This window comes from Paraburkholderia lebeckiae (genome assembly GCF_050436325.1).
Lineage (GTDB): Bacteria > Pseudomonadota > Gammaproteobacteria > Burkholderiales > Burkholderiaceae > Paraburkholderia > Paraburkholderia tuberum.
The window spans coordinates 3,353,165-3,376,446 of sequence record NZ_JBNDLZ010000003.1; the positions used below are offsets into that span (position 1 = coordinate 3,353,165).

A 23,282-nucleotide genomic window follows, 5' to 3' on the forward strand; every position below is an offset into this window, starting at 1 on the left:
TTGCGATCAAGCCGCCTGGTTCGAGCCGAGCTGAAACGCGTCGGCGAGCAGTTCGTAGGAGCGCAAGCGCGCACGATAGCTGCCGGCGACGGTCAGCACCATGAGCTCGTCGGCCTGGAACTGCTGCTGTAAATCCGTGAGCCGTTCGGTCACGCGCTCAGGCGTGCCGATGATGCTGCGCGGCTTTTCGCGGTCGATCACGAGCTGTTCGCGCTCGCCATATTCTTGCGCGATGCCTTGCTCGATCGACGGTACCGGTTCGTTCAGACCATGCGCCATCTGCACGCGACGCAGATCGACGGCTTTTTCGAGGTCCGCGGCTTCCTGCTCGGTATCTGCGCAGATCACGAAGACCGCGGCCGCGAGATACGGCTGCGATGCCTCGTTGCCAGGCTTGAAACGCTCGCGATACGCAAGCGCGACCTGCCTGCCGAAATGCGCGTTGATGAAATGCGCAAACGAGAAGCGGATGCCGAGCTGCGCCGCGAGCAGACCGCCGAATTCGCTCGACCCGAGCATCCACAGCTGCGGGCGCGTATCGATCTGCGGCTGCAGCAGCACGCCCTGCGCGAGATGATCGTCGGGCAGCGCGCCGTGCATGAGGCCGAGCAACTCGGCGACCTGCTGCGGAAAAAGCTCGCCGCGATTGTAAGCGCCGGCGGCGACCGCCTGCGCGGTGCGCATGTCGCCGCCCGGCGCGCGTCCGACGCCGAGATCGACGCGATTCGGAAACAGCGCCTCGAGCATCATGAACTGCTCGGCGACCTTGAACGGGCTGTAGTACGGCAGCATGATGCCGCCCGAGCCGATGCGAATGCGTTTGGTCATGCTGCCGAGGCGCGCCAGCATCACTTCAGGGCAGGGATTCGACACGCCGCGCAGGCCGTGGTGCTCGGCGCACCAGTAGCGCGTGTAGCCGAGGTCGTCGGCGAGCTGCGCGAGTTCGACGGTCGCGGCGATCGCGTCCGCCACCGAATGGCCGGCGATCACCGGTGTTTGATCGAGCACGGAGAGTAGCGTCATGGCGGTAGTGCTCCAGATGATTCCGGTCGGCTATGCGAGCGAGACGGCGGGGGCATCCAGGCCCGTCGCCGTCCGCTCGCTCAGCGAACCCGATCGTGGACGGGCGGCAGACGCTTGGCGATTTCCGCGATCAGTGCGCGCGCGAGCGTCTGCTTGTCGGCGCGTGGCAGCTTCGTTGCGCCGCCTGCTTCGAACAGAATCACTTCGTTGTCGTCGAGCCCGAACGTTTCCGGCCCCAGATTGCCGATCAGCAGCGGCACGTTCTTGCGCGCGCGTTTTTCCTCGCCGTGGACTTCGAGGTTGTCGCTCTCCGCGGCGAAGCCGACCGTGAACGGCGGCTTTGGCAGCCCGGCGACCGCGGCAAGGATGTCTGGATTCTCGACGAATGAAAAGCTCGGCAGCGCGTGCTCCGCGGTCTTCTTGATCTTCTGATCGCTGACTTGGTCGACACGCCAGTCGGCCACCGCCGCGACGCCGATGAAAATGTCCGCCTCCGCGACCGCGCGCATCACCGCATCGTGCATCTGCTGCGCGGTCTGCACGTCCTCGCGCAAGACGCCCCACGGCGTTTCCAGCGCGACCGGACCGGCCACCAGATGCACGTCGGCGCCGGCCTGCTGCGCGGCGCGCGCGAGCGCGAAGCCCATCTTGCCGCTCGAACGATTGGTGATGCCGCGCACCGGGTCGAGCGGTTCGAAGGTCGGCCCGGCGGTCAGCAGCACGCGCCGGCCGGACAGGATCTTCGGCGCGAAGAACGACGCGACCGCCTCGTAGGTCGCGGCCGCTTCGAGCATGCGCCCATCGCCGATTTCGCCGCAGGCCTGCGGGCCCGAATCGGGGCCGAGCACCTCGACGCCGTCCGCGCGCAGTTGCGCGACGTTGCGTTGCGTGGCCGGGTTCTGCCACATCTGCCGGTTCATCGCCGGCACGACGAGCAGCGGGCAGTCGCGTGCGATGCACAGCGTCGACAGCAGATCGTCGGCCATGCCGTGCGCGAGCTTGGCGAGGAAGTCGGTCGACGCCGGCGCGATCATGATCGCATCGGCTTCGCGCGATAGATCGATGTGCGCCATGTTGTTCGGCATGCGACCGTCCCACTGGCTCGTGTAGACCGGCCGGCCCGACAGCGCCTGCATCGTGACGGGGGTGATGAACTGGGTGGCCGCTTCGGTCATGACGACCTGCACGGTCGCGCCTGCCTTGGTCAGCAGACGCGTGAGTTCGGCGATCTTGTAGCAGGCGATGCCGCCCGTCATGCCGAGGACGAGGTGTTTGCCTGCGAGTTCTGCGGTTGCCAACGAAAGCCTCCGACAAAGCGTGATCGCGCGGCGGCGCGAGGGCGTTGCCCGTCGTCGCCGCGCGCTTCAAACCGGACCTGAGGCACGGCTCGCGCAGCCGCGACCGTGCATCACCTCGGCGAAGTTAGCGTGTGCCGCGTACCCGCCGCAGCTCGTCGATCACGAGCAGGATCGCGCCGATCGTGATCGCGCTGTCGGCGAGATTGAACGCCGGCCAGTGCCAGCCGCCCACGTGGAAATCGAGGAAGTCGATCACGTGGCCGTACGCGAGCCGGTCGATCACATTGCCGAGCGCGCCGCCGAGAATCAGCGCGAGCGCCGTGCAGAACATTTTCTGCCCGCTATGCCGCTTGAGCAGATAGCAGATCACGAGCGCCGCGACCACGCCGAGCGCGGTGAATGCCCAGCGCTGCCAGCCGCCCGCCATCGCGAGGAAGCTGAACGCGGCGCCGCGGTTGAACACGAGAATCAGGTTGAAGAACGGCGTGACCTCGTGCGGCACACCGTAGGCGAACACCTTGCGCACGGCGATTTTCGTCAGCTGGTCGAACAGAATGACGATCAGCGCGACGCCGAGCCAAGGTGCGAGCGAACTGCTTCCGGTGGACGTCTTCGACATGGTTCTCGCCATTATGCCGCGCTCCTCGTTTCGCCACTGCCGAACAGATTGCTGAAGCAGCGGCCGCACAGCGACGGATGCTCGGCGTTCGCGCCGACGTCCGCGCGATAGTTCCAGCAGCGCTCGCACTTCAGGTACGTCGACGCGATTACTTCGACGCCTTCATCGGCTTCGCTGTCGACCTTGACGACGTTGGCCGCCGACGTGATCAGCACGAACTTCAGGTCGTCGCCGAGGCTCGCGAGTGCGTCGTAACGCGCACCGCTCGCGCGGATTTCGACTTCCGCCTGCAGCGACGAGCCGATCAGGTTCGCGACCCGCGCCTCTTCGAGCGCCTTGGTCACGTCGCCGCGCACCGCGCGCAGCAGCGTCCACTTGTCGAGCAGCGCGCCCGCGTCCGGCATGGCCGGGTACGAGTGGTACGTCTCGGTGAAGATCGTCTCGCCATTGGGCTGGAATACCTTCCACGCTTCTTCTGCGGTGAACGACAGGAACGGGGCCATCACGCGCAGCAGCCCGTGAGCGATGTGGTAGAGCGCGGTCTGCGCCGAGCGGCGGGCGACCGAATCCGCCGCGCTCGTGTAGAGGCGGTCCTTCAGCACGTCGAGGTAGAAGCCGCCCAGGTCTTCCGAGCAGAACGTCTGCAACTTGGCGACGACCGGGTGGAACTCGTACCTCTCGTAGTGCGCGAGGATGTCGTTCTGCAGATTCGCCGACAGCGCCACCGCGTAACGGTCGATCTCGAGCCAGTCTTCGACCGGGCGCGCGTGCTGCGCGAAGTCGAAGTCCGACAGGTTCGCGAGCAGGAAACGCAGCGTGTTGCGGATACGGCGATAGCCTTCCGTGACGCGCTTCAGGATTTCCTCGGAGATCGCGAGCTCACCCGAGTAGTCGGTCGACGCGATCCACAGGCGGATGATTTCCGCGCCGAGGCGGTTTGCGACTTCATGCGGATCGATGCCGTTGCCGAGCGACTTGCTCATCTTGCGGCCTTCGCCGTCGACGGTGAAGCCGTGCGTGAGCAGGGCGTTGTAGGGCGGCCGGCCGTCGAGCATCGACGCGGTCAACAGCGACGAATGGAACCAGCCGCGATGCTGGTCCGAGCCTTCGAGGTACAGGTCGGCCGGGAACTGCAGCTCGTCCTTGTGCGAGCCGCGCAGCACGTGCCAGTGCGTGGTGCCTGAATCGAACCACACGTCGAGCGTGTCGCGGTTCTTTTCGTACAGGTTGGCGTCCTCGCCGATCAGCTCTCGCGGATCGAGCGTCTGCCATGCCTCGATGCCTTCCTTCTCGACGCGCTGCGCGACCTGTTCGAGCAACTCCAGCGTGCGCGGATGCAGCTCGCCAGTTTCCTTGTGCACGAAGAACGCCATCGGCACGCCCCACTGGCGCTGCCGCGACAGCGTCCAGTCCGGGCGGTTCGCGATCATGCTGAAGAGGCGCTGCTTGCCCCACGACGGATAGAACGCCGTGTTCTCGATGCCTTCGAGTGCGGTCTCGCGCAGCGTCTTGTCGCCGTCGTTCGGTTTCACGTCCATGCCGGCGAACCACTGCGAAGTGGCGCGGTAGATGATCGGCGTCTTGTGGCGCCAGCAGTGCATGTAGCTGTGCGTGTACTTTTCGGTGCGCAGCAGCGAGCGGGCGCCTTGCAGCGCCTCGACGATCTGCGGATTGGCCGCCCAGATCGACAGGCCGCCGAACAGCGCGAGCGACTCGATGTAGCGGCCGTCGCCCATCACCGGGTTGATGATGTCCGAGTCAGCCATGCCGTGCGCCTTGCACGACACGAAGTCTTCCACGCCGTACGCCGGCGACGAGTGCACGATGCCGGTGCCGGTTTCGGTCGTCACGTAGTCGCCGAGGTAGACCGGCGCGGTGCGCTTGTAGCCCGGATGCGCGGACGCGAGCGGGTGGTTGAAGCGCAGGTTCACGAGCTTTTCGCCCGGCGTCGTCGCGACGACCGTGCCTTCGAGACCGTACAGCTTCAGGCACGCCTCGACGCGTTCCTCGGCGAGGATCAGCAGGCCGCGCGGCGTGTCGACGAGCGCGTAGACGATTTCCGGATGAAGGTTCAGCGCCTGGTTGGCGGGGATGGTCCACGGCGTGGTGGTCCAGATCACGATGCCGCCGTCGTTGCGCGGCAGCGCGGCGAGGCCGAACGCCTGCGCGGTCTTCTCCGGTTCGGCGAAGCCGAACAGCACGTCGATGGTCGGGTCGGTCTTGTCCTTGTACTCGACTTCCGCTTCGGCGAGCGCCGAGCCGCAGTCGAAACACCAGTTGACCGGCTTCAGGCCGCGGAATACGTAGCCTTTTTCCATGATTTTCGCGAGCGCGCGGATTTCGCCGGCTTCATTCGCGAAGTTCATCGTCTTGTACGGATTGTCCCAGTCGCCGAGCACGCCCAGACGGCGGAAGCCGGCCTTCTGCTTCTCGATCTGCTCGGTCGCGTAGGCGCGCGCCTTCTGCATCACTTCGGCCGCCGGCAGCGACTTGCCGAATTGCTTTTCGATCTGGATTTCGATCGGCATGCCGTGACAGTCCCAGCCCGGCACGTAGACCGCGTCGAAGCCTGCCAGATTGCGCGCCTTGACGATCATGTCCTTCAGGATCTTGTTCACCGCGTGACCGAGGTGAATGTCGCCGTTTGCATACGGCGGGCCATCGTGCAGGATGAACTTCGTGCGGCCCCTGGAGGCGGCGCGGATCTTGTCGTACACCCTGCGTTCCTGCCAGTCCTTGACCCATTGCGGCTCGCGCTTGGGCAGGTCGCCGCGCATAGGGAACGGCGTGTCGAGCAGGTTGACCGGGTAGCGGGACTGCGGTTTCGAATCGGCTTTCTTGTTGCTCATGATGTGGGTGGCGGTGAATTCGTTTCTATGCGTAGCAGCGCGCGGATTGCGCGCTGCGCGAGGAGCGTGGGGCGCGCCCGGCAGGCGGCTCCGCGTGAAGCCCGGACGCCCTTCCATGCGCGCGGCGACGGTTCGTGCGGCGCGCCGCGCCGGCCCGAACCGCGGCGGTTATCTAATTCGGTCGGTGGCCGCGGTGGCGAAACCGGTGGAACGGCTGCCCGGCGTGCCGGCGCCGACCGCAGCGAACCATGCGCGCGCATTGGCGACGTCCCGCGCGATCGCGGCGGTCAGCGTTTCGAGGTCGACGAACTTCTCCTCGTCGCGCAGCTTCTTCAGAAATTCGACGCGCACGAGTTTGCCATACGCGTCGCCGTGCCAATCGAGCAGGTGCACTTCGAGCAGCACACGGCCGGAATCGTCGACGGTGGGGCGCAGGCCGAGGCTCGCGACGCCCGGCAGCGGTTGCTCGGCGATGCCGTGCACCTGTACGACGAAGATGCCGGCCAGTGCCGGACGCTTGTGCGCGATCGGCAGATTGAGCGTCGGAAAGCCGAGATCGCGGCCGAGCTTCATGCCATGGGTGACGTGGCCGCTGATCAGATAGTCGCGACCGAGCGCTGCGCGCGCCGAGTCGAGGTCGCCCGCGACCAGCGCCGCGCGCACGCCCGAGCTCGAGATGCGCGCGCCCGACGGATCGGCGACCGTCGCCATCTGTTCGACTTCGAAGCCGTACTGCTTGCCGGCCGTCTGCAGCGACGCGAAATCGCCGGCGCGCTTCGCGCCGTAGCGGAAGTCGTCGCCGATCATGATCCAGCGCGCGTGCAGGCCGTTGACGATGATCCGCTCGACGAACGCATCTGGCGACTGGCTCGCGAACGTGTGATTGAAGTGCTCGACGACGACCCGGTCGACCCCGTTGGTGCGCAGCGCCTCCAGCTTGTCGCGCAGCATCGCGATGCGCGGCGGCGCACCGGCCGGGTTGAAGAACTCGCGCGGGTGTGGCTCGAAGGTCATCACGCAGACGGGCAGGCCACGCGCGTTTGCGGCCGCTCGTACGTGCGCGAGCAGAGCCTGGTGGCCGCGGTGGACACCGTCGAAGTTGCCGATGGTCAGCGCGCACGGCGCACGGCTCTCGGCATTGGGAAGACCGCGGAAGACTCTCACGATAGCGGGTTGCAGGCGTTGCTGCGATTGCAATAGGGGCGCGGGCGGGTTGCCGCAAAACAATCGATTATAAACGCTTGGCGCAATAGACGGCTGCGCGGTCGCGGTCGAGCGATTGCCGAATGATAAAATCCGCGCATGAAAAAACTCGTCATCCTGATTTCCGGGCGGGGGAGCAACATGGAAGCCATCGTGCGCGCCTGCGCGAGCGAGGGCTGGCCGGCGCGGATCGCCGCCGTGATTGCCAACCGTCCTGATGCAGCGGGGCTCGCGTTCGCGGCGTCGCATGGCATCGCCACGGCGGTGGTCGACCACCGCCAGTATCCGGATCGCGACAGCTTCGACGCGGCACTCGCCGAGCAGATCGACGCCATCGCGCCGGACCTCGTCGTGCTCGCGGGCTTCATGCGGGTGCTGAGCGAGCGCTTCGTCGACCATTACGCCGGGCGCATGCTGAACGTGCATCCGTCGCTGCTGCCGAGCTTTCCGGGCCTGAAGACTCACCAGCAGGCGCTCGACGCCGGCGTGCGGTTCCACGGCGCGTCGGTGCATTTTGTCACATCAAAGCTGGATCACGGGCCGATCGTCCTGCAGTCGGCGGTGCCTGTCGAGGCGGGCGATACCGCACAGACGCTCGCCACACGCGTGCTCGCGACCGAGCACATCATTTATCCACGCGCGGTGCGCTGGTTCGTCGAAGGGCGTCTCGCTCTGGACGGCTCGCGCGTCACGCTTACGCCGTCGGAGCCGCAATGGCTCTTTGCCGGTCACACCGCCGGAGAGGGCGCATGAGATTGCATGGTTTCCTGATTGGACAAACTGAAACGCTGCTGGCCGAAGTGCTGCGGCTGAACGGCCCCGCCGACGCCACCACGAGCCGCTTCTTTCGCGCGCATCCCAAGCTCGGGCACGCCGAGCGCGGCGTGATCGCCGAGGCGGTGTTTGCCGTGCTGCGCCGCCGGATGGAGTTCGCGCATCTGGCCGAAAGCGGCACTGGCAGCCCCGCGCGCCGCATGGCGCTGCTGGGCCTGATGCAGACTGCCGGACGCTCGGCGCTCAAGCCGTTCGTCACCGAGGCCGAGGCAACGTGGCTCGAACATGTGTCGAAGATCGACCCGGAAAGCTTGCCGCTGCGGATTCGCCTGAACCTGCCCGACTGGATCAGCCAGGCGCTCAGCTCGCGCTTCGAGGCCGCCGAGTTCGCGCAGCTGGCCGCCGCGCTGAACTACCCGGCGCCGCTCGATCTGCGCGCGAACCCGATCAAGGCGAGCCGCGACGACGTGCTGGGTGCGCTGTCGAAGGCGGGCATCGAGGCGGGCGCGACGCCGTTCGCACCGCTCGGGGTGCGCGTGGTCGGCAAGCCGGCGCTCACCAAGCTCGACGCATTCCAGCAGGGCTGGCTCGAAGTGCAGGACGAGGGCAGCCAGCTGCTGTGCTCGCTGGTCGCGCCTCGGCGCGGCGAGATGATCGTCGATTTCTGTGCGGGCGCGGGCGGCAAGACGCTGGCGCTCGGCGCGGCAATGCGCTCGACCGGCCGGCTCTATGCGTTCGATATCTCCGAGCGGCGTCTCGCGAAGCTGAAGCCGCGTCTCGCGCGCAGCGGCCTGTCGAACGTGAACCCGGTGCTGATCGACAGCGAACACGACGCGAAGATCAAGCGTCTGGCTGGCAAGATCGACCGCGTCCTCGTCGATGCACCGTGCAGCGGCCTCGGCACGCTGCGCCGCAATCCGGACCTGAAGTGGCGCCAGTCGCCGGAATCGATCGCCGAACTGGCGCCGAAGCAGACGTCGATTCTCACGAGCGCGGCGCGTCTCGTGAAGAAGGGAGGGCGGCTCGTCTATGCTACGTGCTCGATTCTCGAAGCGGAAAACGAGGTGGTCGTGCAGCAGTTCCTCGCCGCTCACCCTGATTTCGCGCTGGTGCCCGTGCGCGACGTGCTCGCCGAGCAGCGCATCGAACTGGAGATGGGCGACTACCTGTCGCTGTGGCCGCACCGCCACGCGACCGACGGCTTTTTCGCCGCCGTGCTCGAGCGCCAGAGCTAGGCAACCGGCTGCAGGCAGGCACGCGCGGAATGGCGGATGAATCCGCGCGTGCCTGCCATTTTGGCGACATCCATGGATACGACCTTACCCCACACGTTCAGCGACATCGCGCGCGACTTCGGTCAGCCGGTGATGCTGTGGCAGGTCGCGATCCTGCTTGCGACGCTGCTCGTCGCGTGGCTGCTCGCGCGGACGCTGTGCCGCCGCATCAAGCGGCCGCAGTCGCCGCGCTACGAGAGCCTGCGTTTCGGCATGGAAAGCCTCGACCGGGCGGCTTTTCCGCTGATCGGCGCGGCACTGGTGTGGCTCGCGCGGGCGATCGCCGGCCAGTTCATGGACACCGCGCTGCTCGATCTGGCGCTGGTGCCGCTCGCCGCATCGGGCTGATCTACATCGTGTTCTTCTTCGTGCGGCGAGTGTTCAACCGCGAAGGTGGCGAGCATCCGTGGCTGTTTCTCGTCGAGAAGATCGTGTCGGTAGTCGTGTGGATCGGCATGGTACTCACGCTGTTGGGCATTCAGAACGCCGTGGGCGCGTGGATGGACAGCGTGAGCTTCCGCGTAGGTAATGCGCATATGACGCTGCTGTCGCTGATCACGGGACTGTTGTGGGTCGGCGTCACGATGATCGTCGCGATGTGGCTCGGCTCGTCGTTCGAAGATCGCCTGATGCGCTCGAAGACGCTCGACGCGAATCTGAAGGTCGTGGTCGCGCGCGTCGGCCGAGCGGCCTTCGTGCTGGCGGCGATCCTGATCAGCCTGTCGATCGTCGGCATCGACATCACGGTGTTCGGCGGCGCGCTCGGCGTCGGGCTCGGCTTCGGCATGCAGAAGATCGCGACAACTATGTATCGGGCTTCATCATCCTTCTGGACCGCTCGTTGCGGATCGGCGACACGATCAACGTGAGCGGCCTGCAGGGCCGCGTTACGCAGATCCGCACACGCTATACCGTGGTGCGCGGACTCGACCGCATCGAGACGCTGATTCCGAACGAAAAGCTGATCACCGACGTCGTGTAGAACCAGTCGTCGTATCTGACCCGCGGCTATGCGAGGGCGGCCGTGCAGATCGCCTACACATCCGGCGTCGAGTCGGCGATGACGCTGCTCGCCCCGGCCGCCGCCGACGTGCCGCGGGTGCTGCGCGAACCGTCGCCGACGCCATTTCTGGTCGGCTTTGGCCCGGACGGCATCAATCTCGAGTTGGGTTTCTGGATCGAAGATGCGGCCAGCGGCACGCGCGGCGTGCTCTCGACCGTCGACCGGAATATCTGGCGTCTCTTTTCCGAGCACGGCATCACTATTGCGGTCCCGCAACGCGAGGTGCACATCGTCGGTCGGGCAAGCGGCGCAACGCCGCACCCGGTGGCGATGACCGATCCGGTTTCCGACACCACGTCCGATCCGTCGCTCAGGCCCGCGGACTATGCCGCAAACGAAGGCCGTTAAGCCCCGTTAAGCCCCGTTTCGCGCCGCGGCGAGGCATGCGCCAGTGCCCAGGCAATCGCTATCGACTTGATGGCGCACAAAAAATCCCTATTTGTTACAAACACTTGGAACCCTTCAAGTAGAATATCGTCCTATCCCGCTGTATGCTTTCACTTTCATGACACACGCGCCGCGTGTGCTTCGTATCTCTCGTTCTGCAGGTAACTTACCTTGTTGAATTCTTTGCTCGATTTCCTTGCCCACGGGCTGCTGCATTTCTCGTGGTGGCAACTCGTCGTGTACACGCTGATCGCGACGCACATCACGATTATCGGTGTGACCGTCTATCTGCATCGCTGCCAGGCGCATCGCGCGCTGGATCTGCACCCGATCGCCAGTCATTTTTTCCGCTTCTGGCTGTGGATGACCACCGGCATGCTGACTGGCCAGTGGGCCGCAATTCACCGCAAGCACCACGCGAAGTGCGAGACCGAAGAGGATCCGCACAGCCCGCAGACGCGCGGCATCTGGAAGGTGCTGCTCGAAGGCGCCGAGCTCTATCGCACCGAAGCGAAAAACGAAGAAACGATGCGCAAGTTCAGTCACGGTACGCCGAACGACTGGATGGAGCGCAACGTCTACACGAAATACCCGATTCTTGGCGTGAGCCTCATGATGGTGATCAACGTCGCGCTGTTCGGCGTCGTTGGCCTGACCATCTGGGCCGTGCAGATGGTGTGGATCCCTTTCTGGGCCGCGGGCGTGGTCAACGGCCTCGCGCACTTCTGGGGCTATCGCAACTTCAATTCGTCGGATGCGAGCACCAACATTTTTCCGTGGGGCATCATCATCGGCGGCGAGGAGCTGCATAACAATCACCACACGTACGCGACGTCGGCGAAGCTGTCGAACAAGTGGTACGAGTTCGACATTGGCTGGATGTACATCCGCATCATGCAGGCGTTTCGTCTGGCCAAGGTTAAGAAGGTCGCGCCGACGCCGCGCCTGACCACCGGCAAGCTCGTGCTCGATCAGGACACGTTGCAGGCCGTGCTCGCGAACCGCTACGAAGTGATGGCACGTTACGCGAAGGCGATCAAGCGCGCATACCGCCAGGAGCTCGCGCATCTGAAGGAAGTCGGCGCGCGCGAAAAGTATCAGGTGATGCGTGGTGCGCGTAGCTGGTTCCACAAGGAAGAGGCGGGCCTGAACGAGCCGCAAAAGCTCCAGCTGCCGCAGATTTTCGCGAACAGCCAGAAGCTGAAGACCTACATCGACATGCGCAACGAACTGGCGGCGATGTGGGAGCGCTCCAACGCGTCGCGCGAGCAATTGCTGGTGCAATTGCAGGACTGGTGCCATCGCGCAGAGCAGAGCGGTATCAAGGCGCTGCAAGACTTCGCGATGCGACTGCGTCGCTATGCCTGAAATCCATTAAAATTTCAGAACGTCACAAAACCCCGCGTTGGCGGGGTTTTGCGTTTTTGGGCCGTGGAAAAGCATCGCGTGTGTGTAGCGCGAGCGGCAAGCCGCGGCGGCCAGGTGAGGGCAGAGACATGATGGAGCAGCAGGCGATCAAGACCGTCGAATACGATCGACCTCAGGCGCAGGGCACGGCCTGCGGGATCGGGCAGGCGTGGGCGAAGGTGCCCGGGACGCCGTCGGTCGAAGAGAAACGGGCGCTGAAGGCGCGCATTCGCGAGTTACTCAAGCGCGAGAAAGCGGTGCTGGTCGCGCATTATTATGTCGACGCTGAATTGCAGGAGCTCGCCGACGAAACCGGCGGCTGCGTGGCCGATTCGCTGGAAATGGCGCGCTTCGGGCGCGATCACGAGGCGCAGACGTTGGTGGTCGCGGGCGTGCGCTTCATGGGCGAGACCGCAAAAATTCTCAGTCCAGACAAGCGCATTCTGATGCCGGATCTGGATGCGACCTGTTCGCTCGACCTCGGCTGTCCGGTCGACGAGTTCTCGGCGTTCTGCGACACGCACCCGGATCGCACGGTGGTCGTGTACGCGAACACGAGCGCGGCCGTGAAGGCGCGCGCGGACTGGATGGTGACGTCGTCGATCGGGCTGGAGATCGTCGCCGATCTGCATGCGCGCGGCGAGAAGATCATCTGGGCGCCGGACCGTCATCTCGGCAGCTACATCCAGGGCAAGACCGGCGCGGACATGTTGATGTGGCAGGGCTCGTGCCTCGTGCACGACGAATTCAAGAGCATCGAGCTCGATCTGCTGCGCGCCGACTATCCGCACGCAAAGGTGCTCGTGCATCCGGAGTCGCCGGCCAACGTGGTCGCACAGGCGGACGTGGTCGGCTCGACTACGCAGTTGATCGACGCCGCGCAGAAGATCGATGCGACACATTTCATCGTCGCGACCGACCTCGGCATCCTGCACAAGATGCAACTCGCCGCGCCCGGCAAAACGCTGATTGCCGCGCCGACGGCCGGCAACAGCGCGACCTGCAAGAGCTGCGCGCATTGCCCGTGGATGGCGATGAACGGACTCGCCAATCTGGCCGATGTGCTCGAGCGCGGCCACAACGAAATCTTCGTCGATCGCGGGATCGGCGAGCGTGCGCGTCTGCCGATCGATCGCATGCTCGATTTCGCGGCGCGTCACAAGAAGCGCGTGCAGGCGAGCGGCGATCTCGCGCGCGACGCGCAACTGTATTCGAATGTGGGGGCTGCGTAATGAAGGTGGTGGAGAAGGCGCCTGAGCAGGTAGTGGCGCGCGAAGGGGCCGACGCAGTGTCGCCGCTTTTCGCGGCGATTCACACGCAATATGGCGTGGCGTTCGACGCGGCGCTCGCGCGCAATGTCGCCGATGCACTCGCCGAAGATATCGGCACCGGCGATCAGACCGGCCGCCTCGTGCCTGCCGATGACGTTCGCGACGCGCGCATCATCGTGCGCGAGGAAGCGGTACTGTGCGGCGTGCCGTGGTTCAACGCGGTGATGCGCGCGGTCGATCCTCGCATCGTAGTTCAATGGCGTTATCGCGAGGGCGACCGCATGAGCGCCGACACGACGGTCTGCGATCTTCGCGGGCCGGTGCGCGCGCTGCTGACTGCCGAGCGCAACGCGATGAATTTCCTGCAGCTGCTGTCGGGCGTGGCGAGCGCGACGCGCCGCTATGTCGACGCGATTGCTCACACGCGCGCGCGCGTTCTCGATACGCGCAAGACGCTCCCGGGCTTGCGGCTCGCGCAGAAGTACGCGGTGCGCATCGGCGGCGGTGCGAACCAGCGGCTCGCGCTGTATGACGGCATTCTGATCAAGGAAAACCATATCGCCGCGGCCGGTGGCTTGGGCGCGGCGATGGACGCGGCGCTCGCGTTGAATGCAGGCGTGCCGATCCAGATCGAAGTCGAAACGCTCGAACAACTGGAAACCGCGCTCGCGCATGGCGCGCAGTCGATCCTGCTCGACAACTTCTCGTTCGACATGATGCGCGACTCGGTTCGCATCACGGCCGGGCGTGCGGTGCTCGAAGTGTCCGGCGGCGTGAATTTCGAGACCGTGCGCACGATCGCGGAGACGGGCGTGGACCGCGTGTCGATTGGCGCACTGACCAAAGACGTGCGCGCGACCGACTACTCGATGCGGATCGTTTGAGCGCGGCGCGTTTTAGCGCGACAGTCGACGCTCGTGACGACTTAACAAGGCCATTGCCGGAGCTTACCGGTAATGGCCTTGTCGTTTGCGGCGTCGTTTCAGCGTGTATTTCGGCCCAAGGCTGTCAGGTATTCCGCCTGCGTACATACTTCGGCGTGAGCACCGTCGGTAGCGCCTTGGGTAATGTGGACGGCCAGTCGCGGCTGAAATGCAGGCCGCGGCTCTCGCGCCGCGAGCGCGCGCTGTCCACGATCAGCGACGCCACATCGACCAGATTGCGCAGCTCCAGCAGATCGCGGCTCACCTTGAAGTTCGCGTAGTACTCGTGGATCTCGTCGCGCAGCAGCGCAAGCCGATGCTTCGCGCGCTCGAGCCGCTTGTCGGTGCGCACGATACCGACGTAGTTCCACATCAGCCGGCGCAGTTCGTCCCAGTTGTGCGCGACCACGACCTCCTCGTCCGGATCGGACACGCGGCTTTCGTCCCAAGCCGGCAGCGGCGCGTGAACGGCGGCGGCGAAGCCTTCCGCTTCGATCGCCTGGGCGGCGGAGCGGCCGATCACGAGGCATTCGAGCAGCGAATTGCTGGCAAGTCGGTTCGCGCCGTGCAGGCCGGTGCAGGACGTTTCGCCGACCGCGTAGAGACCGGCGAGATCGGTGCGGCCCGCCAGATCGGTGACGACGCCGCCGCACGTGTAATGCGCGGCCGGTACCACTGGAATAGGCTCTTTCGTGATGTCGATGCCGAACTCGAGGCAGCGTGCCAGGATCGTCGGGAAATGCTCGTGCAGGAACGCGGCCGGCTGGTGGCTGATGTCGAGGTACACGCAATCGATGCCGCGTTTCTTGATCTCGAAGTCGATCGCCCGCGCGACGATGTCGCGTGGCGCAAGCTCCGCGCGCTCGTCGTGATTGGGCATGAAGCGCGTGCCATCCGGCAGTTTCAGAATGCCGCCTTCGCCGCGCACTGCTTCCGAAATCAGGAACGACTTCGCGTACGGGTGAAACAGGCACGTCGGGTGGAACTGGATGAATTCCATGTTCGACACGCGGCAGCCGGCGCGCCATGCCATCGCGATGCCATCGCCGGTCGCGGTGTCGGGGTTAGTCGTGTACAGGTAGACCTTGCCGGCGCCGCCGGTCGCGAGCACCGTATGCGGCGCTTCGATCGTAACGGCGCGGCCGCTTTGCAGATCCAGCGCATACAGGCCATGGCAGCGGCGGCCGGGCAGGCCGAGGCGTTCGGACGTGATCAGGTCGATTGCGTGATGGTTTTCGAACAGCGTGATGTTCGGATGCTGGCGCACCTGCTCGCTGAGCGTGGCGACGACCGCATGGCCGGTCGCGTCGGCCGCGTGAATGATCCGGCGATGGCTATGGCCGCCTTCGCGCGTCAAATGAAAGCCCAGTTCGGCGGCCTCGTCTTTCGTGAACGGCACGCCCTGTCCGATCAGCCATTCGATCGCGGCGCGCCCATGCTCGACGATAAAGCGTGTCGCCGCCTCGTCGCACAGGCCGCCGCCTGCGGCCAGCGTATCGCGCACGTGATTCTCGACGCTGTCCGCCGAATCGAGCACCGCGGCGATGCCACCTTGCGCCCAGTCGCTCGCGCCTTCGGTCAGCGATCGCTTGGCGATCACAGCAACGCGCCGTGTCTGCGCGAGATTGAGCGCGACGCTCAAACCAGCCAGACCGCTACCGACAATCGCCACATCGAATTCCATTGCCCACATCTCCGTCTTTCGTTTTGCGATGACGGCGCGCGAACCGCACGCCGCGAAAACGACAAAGGATACGCGCCGCAACGCCCTGGCGAAAGCTGGCCAAACGGAATAGGGCGATTCGCGTGCGCATTGCGGAGCTATCGCGAGGTCCGCGCAAAAACAAAAAAGCCTCGCAGGATGCGAGGCTTTTCATGTTTTTGCCTTCGTCAGGCTGGAGAGCCAAGATTACTTGATCTTGGTTTCCTTGTAGTCAACGTGCTTGCGGATGACCGGATCAAATTTCTTGATCAACATCTTTTCCGGCATGTTGCGTTTGTTCTTCGTGGTCGTGTAGAAGTGACCCGTGCCTGCGGTCGATTCCAGCTTGATCTTGTCGCGTGCGCCTTTCGCCATGATTTACTCCTTAGGCTTCACCGCGTGCGCGCAGGTCTGCGAGCACAGCGTCGATACCGTTCTTGTCGATCAGGCGCAGGCCGGCGTTCGAAACGCGCAGGCGCACCCAACGGTTTTCGCTTTCCACCCAGATACGGCGGTTTTGCAGGTTCGGCAGGAACCGGCGCTTGGTCTTGTTGTTCGCGTGGGAAACGTTGTTGCCGCTCATCGGCGCTTTCCCAGTTACTTGGCATACGCGTGCCATGAGAGCACTCCTAATACGCTAATTCTGAGTTCGAACGCCGTGAAAGTTTCCCGAAAAGAGCCGCGCTGAAAGTGTGCGAAGTTGCGCCGAATTTGCATCGAGACACTTCGCTACCACAGCCGCCCGACCTTTGCGGAACGCCTCGATGGCTTCGGAACAGGGGGTTGGAAATAGGCAAACCGGAATTCTAGCAGAAAAAAAGCCGCAAAATCAAACCTTATTTGCGATGCGGGACACGGCGCCGTACGGCGGCCCTTCCGCTGCCCGCGCTCGGGCGGGCTTGCGCGCGAACCCCGGCCAGCCGGCGCGGGCGAACGAGTATACGCTATCCGCGCCGATCACCAGATGATCGATCAACTGCACATCGACGAGCGCGAGCGCGTCGCGCAGCGTCTGCGTTAGGCGGCAGTCGCTGGCACTCGGCTCGACGGCGCCGGACGGATGATTATGCGCGACGATCAGGCTGGCCGCGTTCGCAGCGAGCGCCCGCCGCACGATCTCGCGCGGATATACGGCCATGCGCGTGAGCGAGCCGCGCGCGCTTTCCTCGCAGCGGATCAGCCGATGCCGGGCGTCGAGAAACAGCGACACGAACACCTCCTGCGGCTGTCCGCCGATCAGAAGGCGCAGATAACTTTCGACCGCTTCGGGCGAATTCATGAGCGGGCGCTTGCGCATCTTGTCGACGAGCGAGCGACGCGCCATTTCCATGATCGCGAGTAATTGCGCTTTTTTGGCGGGGCCGATGCCGCGAATGCCGTCGAAGTCCGCATAAGTCGCGTCGAGCATCGCGCGCAGGGAGCCGAAGCGATCCAACAGCGCCCGCGCGACACTGAACACGTCGTGACCGGGCAGGCCGGAGCCGAGCACGAGCGCGATCATTTCGGTGTCCGACAGCACGTCGGGGCCGTGCTCGATCAGTCGCTCGCGCGGCATGTCGCGCCGGAGCCATTTACCCCGAAACAGTTGCCGCCGGCAGCGGGCGGTGGAGTCGGCGGCTTTTGACGGGGCCTCGGCCGACCGATTCGCGGCGGCTTTCACGCCGCCTCCGGCGCGTGCCGGCGCCTTCGGTCGCAGCGTTGCCGCAGGTGTTTCGTCGATTGTGCTGGCGAAATCAGCCATATATATAGAGTCCTCCGCGTAAGGTTGACGGCGCACGCGGTGCAACGCGCCGCCGGGCCGTGCCGACCTCGCGCGCGACGGACTCAAGCCGGCGCCCGCTAGGTGGCTTACAATAAACGCTTTGCGCACGGCACGCCGACGGTTTGCCACACGCGTCGACTGCCCCGCGGCGCACGCGTGCAGCGCGCTTCGACTGAGCGAGCATTGCATGAGCATCATCCATATTTCCGAGGTGAAACCCGGTTCACACGTCACGCTGCATTACCGGCTTTCCCTTGCCGATGGCGCCGAAGTGATCAGCACGTTCAACGACAAGCCGGCCACGCTGCTGCTCGGCGCCGATCAACTGGCGCCGCCGCTGGAAGATATTTTGCTAGGTTTGAAGGCGGGCCACCATTCGACCTTTCAGCTAGCGCCGGGGCAGGCGTTCGGCCCGCGCAATCCGGATCTGATCCAGCGCGTGTCCCTCGCCACGCTGCGGGAGAACAGCATGATCGGCGAGGATTTTTCCCCGGGTGACCTGGTAGAATTCAACGCGCCGGGCGGCGGGCGCTATGCCGGCGTACTGAAGGAAGTCGGCGAAACGTCGGCCCTGTTCGATTTCAATCACCCGCTTGCCGGCCAGGCGCTGGCGTTTGAAGTGAAAATCATCGGGATTCTGTAAACATGAGCATCACGGATACGACTCTTGCCGAAGCGGAGATCCTGTTAGCCCAGCCACGCGGGTTCTGCGCAGGCGTCGACCGGGCGATCGAGATCGTCGAGCGGGCCATCAAGCTGTATGGCTCGCCGATCTACGTGCGTCACGAAATCGTCCATAACGCCTATGTGGTCGAAGACCTGCGCAAGAAGGGAGCGATCTTCATCGAGAACCTGGACGAAGTGCCGGCGGGCAACACGGTGATCTTCAGCGCGCATGGCGTGTCGAAGGCCGTGCGCTCGGAGGCGGAGTCGCGCGGGCTGCGGGTGTACGACGCCACCTGTCCGCTCGTGACCAAGGTGCATATCGAAGTCGCGAAGATGCGCCAGGACGGCTTCGACATCGTGATGATCGGCCACAAGGGCCACCCGGAAGTCGAAGGCACGATGGGCCAGGCGGCCGAGGGCATGCATCTGGTCGAGGACATCGAGGATGTGCAGGCGTTGCAGCTCGCCGATCCGGAGCGGATCGCCTTCGTCACGCAAACCACGCTGTCGGTCGACGACGCCGCCGAAATCATCGGCGCACTGAAGGCCAGGTACCCGTCCATCCGTGAGCCGAAGAAGCAGGACATCTGCTACGCCACGCAGAATCGCCAGGACGCAGTGAAGTTCATGGCTCCGCAGTGCGACGTCGTGATCGTCGTCGGCAGTCCAAACAGCTCGAATTCGAACCGCTTGCGCGAGCTCGCCGAGAAGCTCGGCGTGCCAGCCTATATGGTCGATTCGCCCGATCAGATCGATCCGGTTTGGGTCGAGGGCAAGCGCCGCATTGGCGTGACCGCCGGTGCGTCGGCGCCGGAAGTGCTGGCGCAGGCGGTGATCGCGCGTCTGCGTGAACTGGGTGTGCGCAACGTGCGCGCGCTCGAGGGCATCGAGGAAAACATCGCGTTCCCGCTGCCGCGCGGGCTCGGTCTGCCAGCCTGACAATCCGTTAGCACCGCTGAAAGGAAAGCGCGCCCCTGGGCGCGCTTTTTTTATGCCCGTGCCCGACGAACCTTTGATTAAATTAAGTGCCACATCGAAAGACCGGTCGACTTTCGGTAGTCTCGCGCACAAATTATTTTGAATTGTGAGCGGGGCTTTTATCGATTTTGGCCCGATACGTCCCCGTTTTAAGCGCGCAAAAGCTTTAAACCGGATTGAGCATGCACTGAAGTGGTGCAATTTACCGAGCGCGCGCTAAATGGCCATACCCGACGCAAAGCCCGGCCTATCCGGGATTCGCGGCGATCGCCCGCAACACTTGATGCCAGCGGCTTCGGCGCCGGTGCAACTGGTGCACGAAAACGGATCGCAACCAGGTTGCGCCTTTTAACGGATTTCCTCTCCAAATCAGGTTGCAATGCAGGAAAACCCCACCGGTTCAACAATATTGCCACCCGCATAATTGGAGTTACAATGCGCGCGTTCTCAAGGCCTTGAGGTCCTGGACAGTGGATTTTGCAAGGCGCAGGAGACCTTACTTGATGCGAGTCAAATTTGCTTACGCCGTGTCGATCGCGGCCACGGTTGCGATGCTGACCGCGTGCGGCAAGAAACAGGATGGCGAAGCAGGAACGGGCGCATCGGCGGCCTCGGCCGCGGCGGTTGCCGCCGCGAGCGAAGCGACTATCGTGAAGATCGGTCACGCGGCTCCGTTGACGGGCGGCATCGCGCACCTCGGCAAGGACAACGAAAATGGGGCGCGCCTCGCGGTCGAAGAAATCAATGCGCAAGGTTTGACGATCGACGGTCGCAAGATCCAGCTGCAACTCGACGCGCAGGACGATGCGGCGGACCCGAAAGCCGGCACCGCCGTCGCGCAGAAGCTGGTCGACGATCACGTGGTCGCGGTGATCGGACACCTGAACTCCGGGGTCTCGATTCCGGCGTCGAAGATCTATAGCGACGCGAGCATCGTCGAGATCTCGCCGTCGTCGACGAATCCGGCCTATACGCAGCAAGGGTTCAAGACGACCTATCGGGTGGTCGCGACCGACGCGCAGCAGGGTCCGGCGCTCGCCAATTACGCGACGAAGGCGCTGGGCGCCAAACGCATCGCGGTCGTGGACGATGCGACCGCCTACGGCAAAGGTCTCGCGGACGAGTTCGCGAAGACCGCCGAGGCGAGCGGCGCGAAGATCGTCGCGCGGGAGGCGACGAGCGACAAGGCCACGGATTTCCGGGCCATTCTCACGAAGATCAAGAGTGTTCAGCCGGACGCCATCATGTTCGGCGGCATGGACGCGACGGGCGGGCCGTTTACGAAGCAGGCGGCGGCGCTCGGTATCAGGGCAAAAATCCTTGGCGGCGACGGTGTGTGTACCGACAAGGTAGGTGAGCTGGCGGGTACCGCCGTGCAAAACCTGGTCTGTTCGGAAGCAGGACTCGCGCTTTCGAAAATGACCAATGGAGCGGACTTCGAAAAGAAGTACGAAGACCGCTTCCACACGCCGGTGCAGATTTACGCGCCGTTCACGTATGACGCTGTGTACGTGATCGTCGATGCAATGAAGCGCGCTAATTCTATCGAGGCGCCCAAGGTGCTGGCTGCGATGCCTTCGACCGATTACAACGGGGTAATCGGCCACATCGCGTTCGACGACAAGGGTGATTTGAAAGAGGGCGCCATTACGCTTTACGACTTCAAGGACGGCAAGAAAGCAGTGCTCGACGTCGTAAAGATGTGATGACGGGAAGTTCGGCCTGACGGCACCGACACCATCCAACGGTGCCGTTTTTGCATCCGCCCAAGGGGGGCTCGCGACCGCATCACGATCGTCAGGGCAAGCCGGCAGCGGATAACCCTTACCGGTCTTTTACATCAGTACCCGCAGTGCCGTTGAGATTCGTAGCGCATCACCGCCCACCGGCAGATGAAAAACGCGAATCCAGTCGCACGGGCTAAGGAGCATTAAATGGATATCTTCATCCAGCAGATCCTGAATGGACTGGTGCTTGGCAGTGTCTACGCCATCATCGCACTGGGCTATACGATGGTTTACGGCATTCTGGGCATCATCAACTTCGCTCATGGCGACGTGTTGATGGTGGGCGCTATGGTTGCGCTCTCCGCCATAGGTGTGCTGCAGAACCACTTCCCCGGCCTCGGCAATGTGCTGACGCTCGTGATCGCGTTGATCATCGCAGCGGCGGTCTGCGCGGTGGTCGGCTACACAATCGAACGCGTGGCCTACCGGCCGTTGCGGCGTGCGCCGCGTCTCGCGCCGCTGATCACCGCGATCGGGGTATCGATCCTGCTGCAGACGCTCGCGATGATGATCTGGTCGCGCAATCCGCTGCCGTTCCCGCAGCTGTTGCCCACCGACCCGATCAACGTGATCAAGGCCACCGACACGACGCCCGGCGCCGTGATCTCGATGACTGAAATCGTGATCATCGTGGCGGCGTTCCTCGTGATGGGCGGCCTCCTGCTGCTCGTGCACAAGACCAGGCTCGGCCGTGCGATGCGCGCGATCGCCGAGAACCCGAACGTCGCGAGTCTGATGGGCGTGAACCCGAATTTCGTGATTTCGGCGACCTTCATGATCGGCTCGGCGCTGGCTGCGCTCGCCGGCGTGATGATCGCGTCCGAATACGGCAACGCGCACTTCTACATGGGCTTCATCCCTGGCCTGAAGGCCTTTACCGCGGCGGTGCTCGGCGGTATCGGCAATCTCGGCGGCGCGATGGTCGGCGGCGTGCTCCTCGGCCTGATCGAGCAGTTGGGTGCCGGCTATATCGGCGACCTCACGGGCGGCGTGTTCGGCAGTAACTACCAGGACGTGTTCGCGTTCATCGTGCTGATCGTCGTGCTGGTGTTCCGTCCGTCGGGCCTGCTCGGCGAACGTGTCGCGGATCGCGCCTGATCCCGGGCCACAAGGAGTCAACAATCATGACCTCAATTCAACCGATCGAGCCGTCCACGACGCTCATCCCCGAAAAGAACCGCACGAAGACGCTGACCATCGGTATTCTCACGGCGATCTTCGTGATCGCGGCGCCGATGGTCATCGGCGCCGCGGGCGGCAATTATTGGGTCCGCGTGCTCGACTTCGCGATGCTGTACGTGATGCTCGCGTTGGGCCTGAACGTGGTGGTCGGCTTTGCCGGCCTGCTGGACCTGGGCTACATCGCGTTCTACGCGATCGGCGCCTACACGGCCGCGCTGCTGAGCTCACCGCACCTCGCGACGCAATTCGAGTGGATCGCGCATCTCGCGCCGAACGGCATCCACGTGCCGATCTGGATCATCGCGCCGATCGCGATGGCGCTCGCCGCGATGTTCGGGATTCTGCTCGGTGCGCCGACACTGCGTCTGCGTGGCGACTACCTCGCGATCGTGACCCTCGGCTTCGGGGAAATCGTGCGGATCTTCATGAACAACCTCGATCGTCCGGTGAACATCACCAACGGCCCGAAGGGGATCACCGGGATCGATCCGGTGCAGGTCGGCGGCTTCAGCCTTGCGCAGACGCACTCGCTGTTCGGCATGCAGTTTCCGTCGGTGTACCTGTACTACTACCTGTTCGTGCTGTGCGCGCTGTTCGTGATCTGGACCTGTACTCGTCTGCAGCATTCGCGTATCGGCCGCGCGTGGGCCGCAATCCGCGAAGACGAAATCGCCGCCAAGGCGATGGGCATCAACACCCGTAACGTGAAGCTGCTTGCGTTCGCGATGGGCGCGTCGTTCGGCGGCCTGTCGGGCGCGATGTTCGGCTCGTTCCAGGGCTTCGTGTCGCCGGAATCGTTCACCTTCTGGGAATCGGTCGTGGTGCTCGCCTGCGTGGTGCTCGGCGGCATGGGCCACATTCCGGGCGTGATCCTCGGCGCGGTGCTGCTCGCCGTGTTCCCCGAGTTCCTGCGCTCGACGATGGGTCCGCTGCAGAACATGATCTTCGGCCATGAAATCGTCGATACCGAAGTGATCCGTCAGCTGCTGTACGGTCTGGCGATGGTCGTGATCATGCTGTATCGCTCGGAAGGCCTGTGGCCCGCGCCGAAGCACGAAGACAGGATTGCGAAGCTGGCGAAGCGTGGCGGCAAGAAGCCGGTGCGCGCATAAGG

Annotated in this window: 19 protein-coding genes and 1 pseudogene; 11 read left to right on the forward strand and 9 right to left on the reverse strand. The window is 64.2% G+C overall.

Going from position 1 to position 23,282, the window contains the following annotated elements; all coding sequences use genetic code 11:
• Positions 1–6: 6 nt before the first annotated feature.
• From OKW44_RS33455 to OKW44_RS33475, 5 genes are all read right to left on the reverse strand, one after another.
• On the reverse strand, positions 7–1,023 hold the full coding sequence (locus tag OKW44_RS33455; RefSeq protein ID WP_018421592.1) for an LLM class flavin-dependent oxidoreductase: 1,017 nt from the start codon (positions 1,021–1,023) through the stop codon (positions 7–9).
• 80 nt (positions 1,024–1,103) lie between these two features.
• The gene (gene coaBC, locus OKW44_RS33460; RefSeq protein ID WP_018421591.1) at positions 1,104–2,321 is read right to left on the reverse strand and encodes a bifunctional phosphopantothenoylcysteine decarboxylase/phosphopantothenate--cysteine ligase CoaBC; all 1,218 of its coding nucleotides are present in this window, start codon (positions 2,319–2,321) and stop codon (positions 1,104–1,106) included.
• Between the two features lie 124 nt (positions 2,322–2,445).
• The gene (lspA, locus tag OKW44_RS33465) at positions 2,446–2,952 is read right to left on the reverse strand and encodes a signal peptidase II (RefSeq protein WP_018421590.1); all 507 of its coding nucleotides are present in this window, start codon (positions 2,950–2,952) and stop codon (positions 2,446–2,448) included.
• Positions 2,952–5,789: an isoleucine--tRNA ligase gene (ileS, locus tag OKW44_RS33470; protein ID WP_026226001.1), complete on the reverse strand. Its 2,838-nt coding sequence runs from the start codon at positions 5,787–5,789 to the stop codon at positions 2,952–2,954. Before ileS ends, lspA begins: the two co-directional genes overlap by 1 nt.
• Positions 5,790–5,957: 168 nt before the next feature.
• Positions 5,958–6,953, reverse strand: a complete 996-nt coding sequence (locus tag OKW44_RS33475; protein WP_035471153.1) for a bifunctional riboflavin kinase/FAD synthetase — start codon at positions 6,951–6,953, stop codon at positions 5,958–5,960.
• A 138-nt stretch (positions 6,954–7,091) separates the two neighbouring features.
• On the opposite strand from OKW44_RS33475, the gene purN reads away from it, so the two are divergent.
• The 6 genes and pseudogenes from purN to nadC all read left to right on the forward strand — a co-directional run bounded on the left by purN (position 7,092) and on the right by nadC (position 14,052).
• Complete coding sequence (gene purN / locus OKW44_RS33480) at positions 7,092–7,745, forward strand: phosphoribosylglycinamide formyltransferase (RefSeq protein WP_018421587.1); 654 nt, start codon at positions 7,092–7,094, stop codon at positions 7,743–7,745.
• Positions 7,742–9,001: an RsmB/NOP family class I SAM-dependent RNA methyltransferase gene (locus tag OKW44_RS33485; protein WP_018421586.1), complete on the forward strand. Its 1,260-nt coding sequence runs from the start codon at positions 7,742–7,744 to the stop codon at positions 8,999–9,001. Before purN ends, OKW44_RS33485 begins: the two co-directional genes overlap by 4 nt.
• Before the next feature lie 72 nt (positions 9,002–9,073).
• A pseudogene (locus tag OKW44_RS33490) lies at positions 9,074–10,451 on the forward strand (mechanosensitive ion channel family protein).
• A 210-nt stretch (positions 10,452–10,661) separates the two neighbouring features.
• The gene (locus tag OKW44_RS33495; protein ID WP_026225997.1) at positions 10,662–11,858 is read left to right on the forward strand and encodes a DesA family fatty acid desaturase; all 1,197 of its coding nucleotides are present in this window, start codon (positions 10,662–10,664) and stop codon (positions 11,856–11,858) included.
• 131 nt (positions 11,859–11,989) lie between these two features.
• Positions 11,990–13,129 (forward strand): quinolinate synthase NadA, encoded by a 1,140-nt coding sequence (gene nadA / locus OKW44_RS33500; RefSeq protein WP_018421584.1) that lies wholly within the window; start codon positions 11,990–11,992, stop codon positions 13,127–13,129.
• Positions 13,129–14,052, forward strand: coding sequence for a carboxylating nicotinate-nucleotide diphosphorylase (nadC, locus tag OKW44_RS33505; protein ID WP_018421583.1), 924 nt, complete (start codon positions 13,129–13,131; stop codon positions 14,050–14,052). The genes nadA and nadC overlap by 1 nt, the downstream gene beginning before the upstream one ends.
• Before the next feature lie 124 nt (positions 14,053–14,176).
• Here the strand turns inward: nadC and nadB are convergent, their stop codons facing one another.
• The 4 genes from nadB to radC form a co-directional block, all read right to left on the reverse strand.
• The gene (gene nadB, locus OKW44_RS33510) at positions 14,177–15,775 is read right to left on the reverse strand and encodes an L-aspartate oxidase (RefSeq protein WP_018421582.1); all 1,599 of its coding nucleotides are present in this window, start codon (positions 15,773–15,775) and stop codon (positions 14,177–14,179) included.
• Between the two features lie 225 nt (positions 15,776–16,000).
• A complete protein-coding gene (gene rpmG, locus OKW44_RS33515) occupies positions 16,001–16,168 on the reverse strand; it encodes a 50S ribosomal protein L33 (protein WP_008919555.1) in 168 nt (55 codons plus the stop codon).
• 10 nt (positions 16,169–16,178) lie between these two features.
• Positions 16,179–16,412: a 50S ribosomal protein L28 gene (gene rpmB, locus OKW44_RS33520; RefSeq protein WP_007180631.1), complete on the reverse strand. Its 234-nt coding sequence runs from the start codon at positions 16,410–16,412 to the stop codon at positions 16,179–16,181.
• Between the two features lie 210 nt (positions 16,413–16,622).
• Positions 16,623–17,534, reverse strand: coding sequence for a RadC family protein (gene radC / locus OKW44_RS33525; RefSeq protein WP_026225996.1), 912 nt, complete (start codon positions 17,532–17,534; stop codon positions 16,623–16,625).
• A gap of 208 nt (positions 17,535–17,742) precedes the next feature.
• Between radC and OKW44_RS33530 the strand changes: the two genes are divergently transcribed.
• From OKW44_RS33530 to OKW44_RS33550, 5 genes are all read left to right on the forward strand, one after another.
• A complete protein-coding gene (locus tag OKW44_RS33530) occupies positions 17,743–18,198 on the forward strand; it encodes an FKBP-type peptidyl-prolyl cis-trans isomerase (protein WP_018421579.1) in 456 nt (151 codons plus the stop codon).
• A 2-nt stretch (positions 18,199–18,200) separates the two neighbouring features.
• Positions 18,201–19,160, forward strand: coding sequence for a 4-hydroxy-3-methylbut-2-enyl diphosphate reductase (ispH, locus tag OKW44_RS33535; RefSeq protein WP_018421578.1), 960 nt, complete (start codon positions 18,201–18,203; stop codon positions 19,158–19,160).
• 542 nt (positions 19,161–19,702) lie between these two features.
• Positions 19,703–20,905: a branched-chain amino acid ABC transporter substrate-binding protein gene (locus OKW44_RS33540; protein WP_018421577.1), complete on the forward strand. Its 1,203-nt coding sequence runs from the start codon at positions 19,703–19,705 to the stop codon at positions 20,903–20,905.
• 228 nt (positions 20,906–21,133) lie between these two features.
• Positions 21,134–22,084: a branched-chain amino acid ABC transporter permease gene (locus OKW44_RS33545; RefSeq protein ID WP_018421576.1), complete on the forward strand. Its 951-nt coding sequence runs from the start codon at positions 21,134–21,136 to the stop codon at positions 22,082–22,084.
• A gap of 26 nt (positions 22,085–22,110) precedes the next feature.
• Positions 22,111–23,280: an ABC transporter permease subunit gene (locus OKW44_RS33550; protein WP_018421575.1), complete on the forward strand. Its 1,170-nt coding sequence runs from the start codon at positions 22,111–22,113 to the stop codon at positions 23,278–23,280.
• The last annotated feature ends 2 nt before the right edge of the window (positions 23,281–23,282 follow it).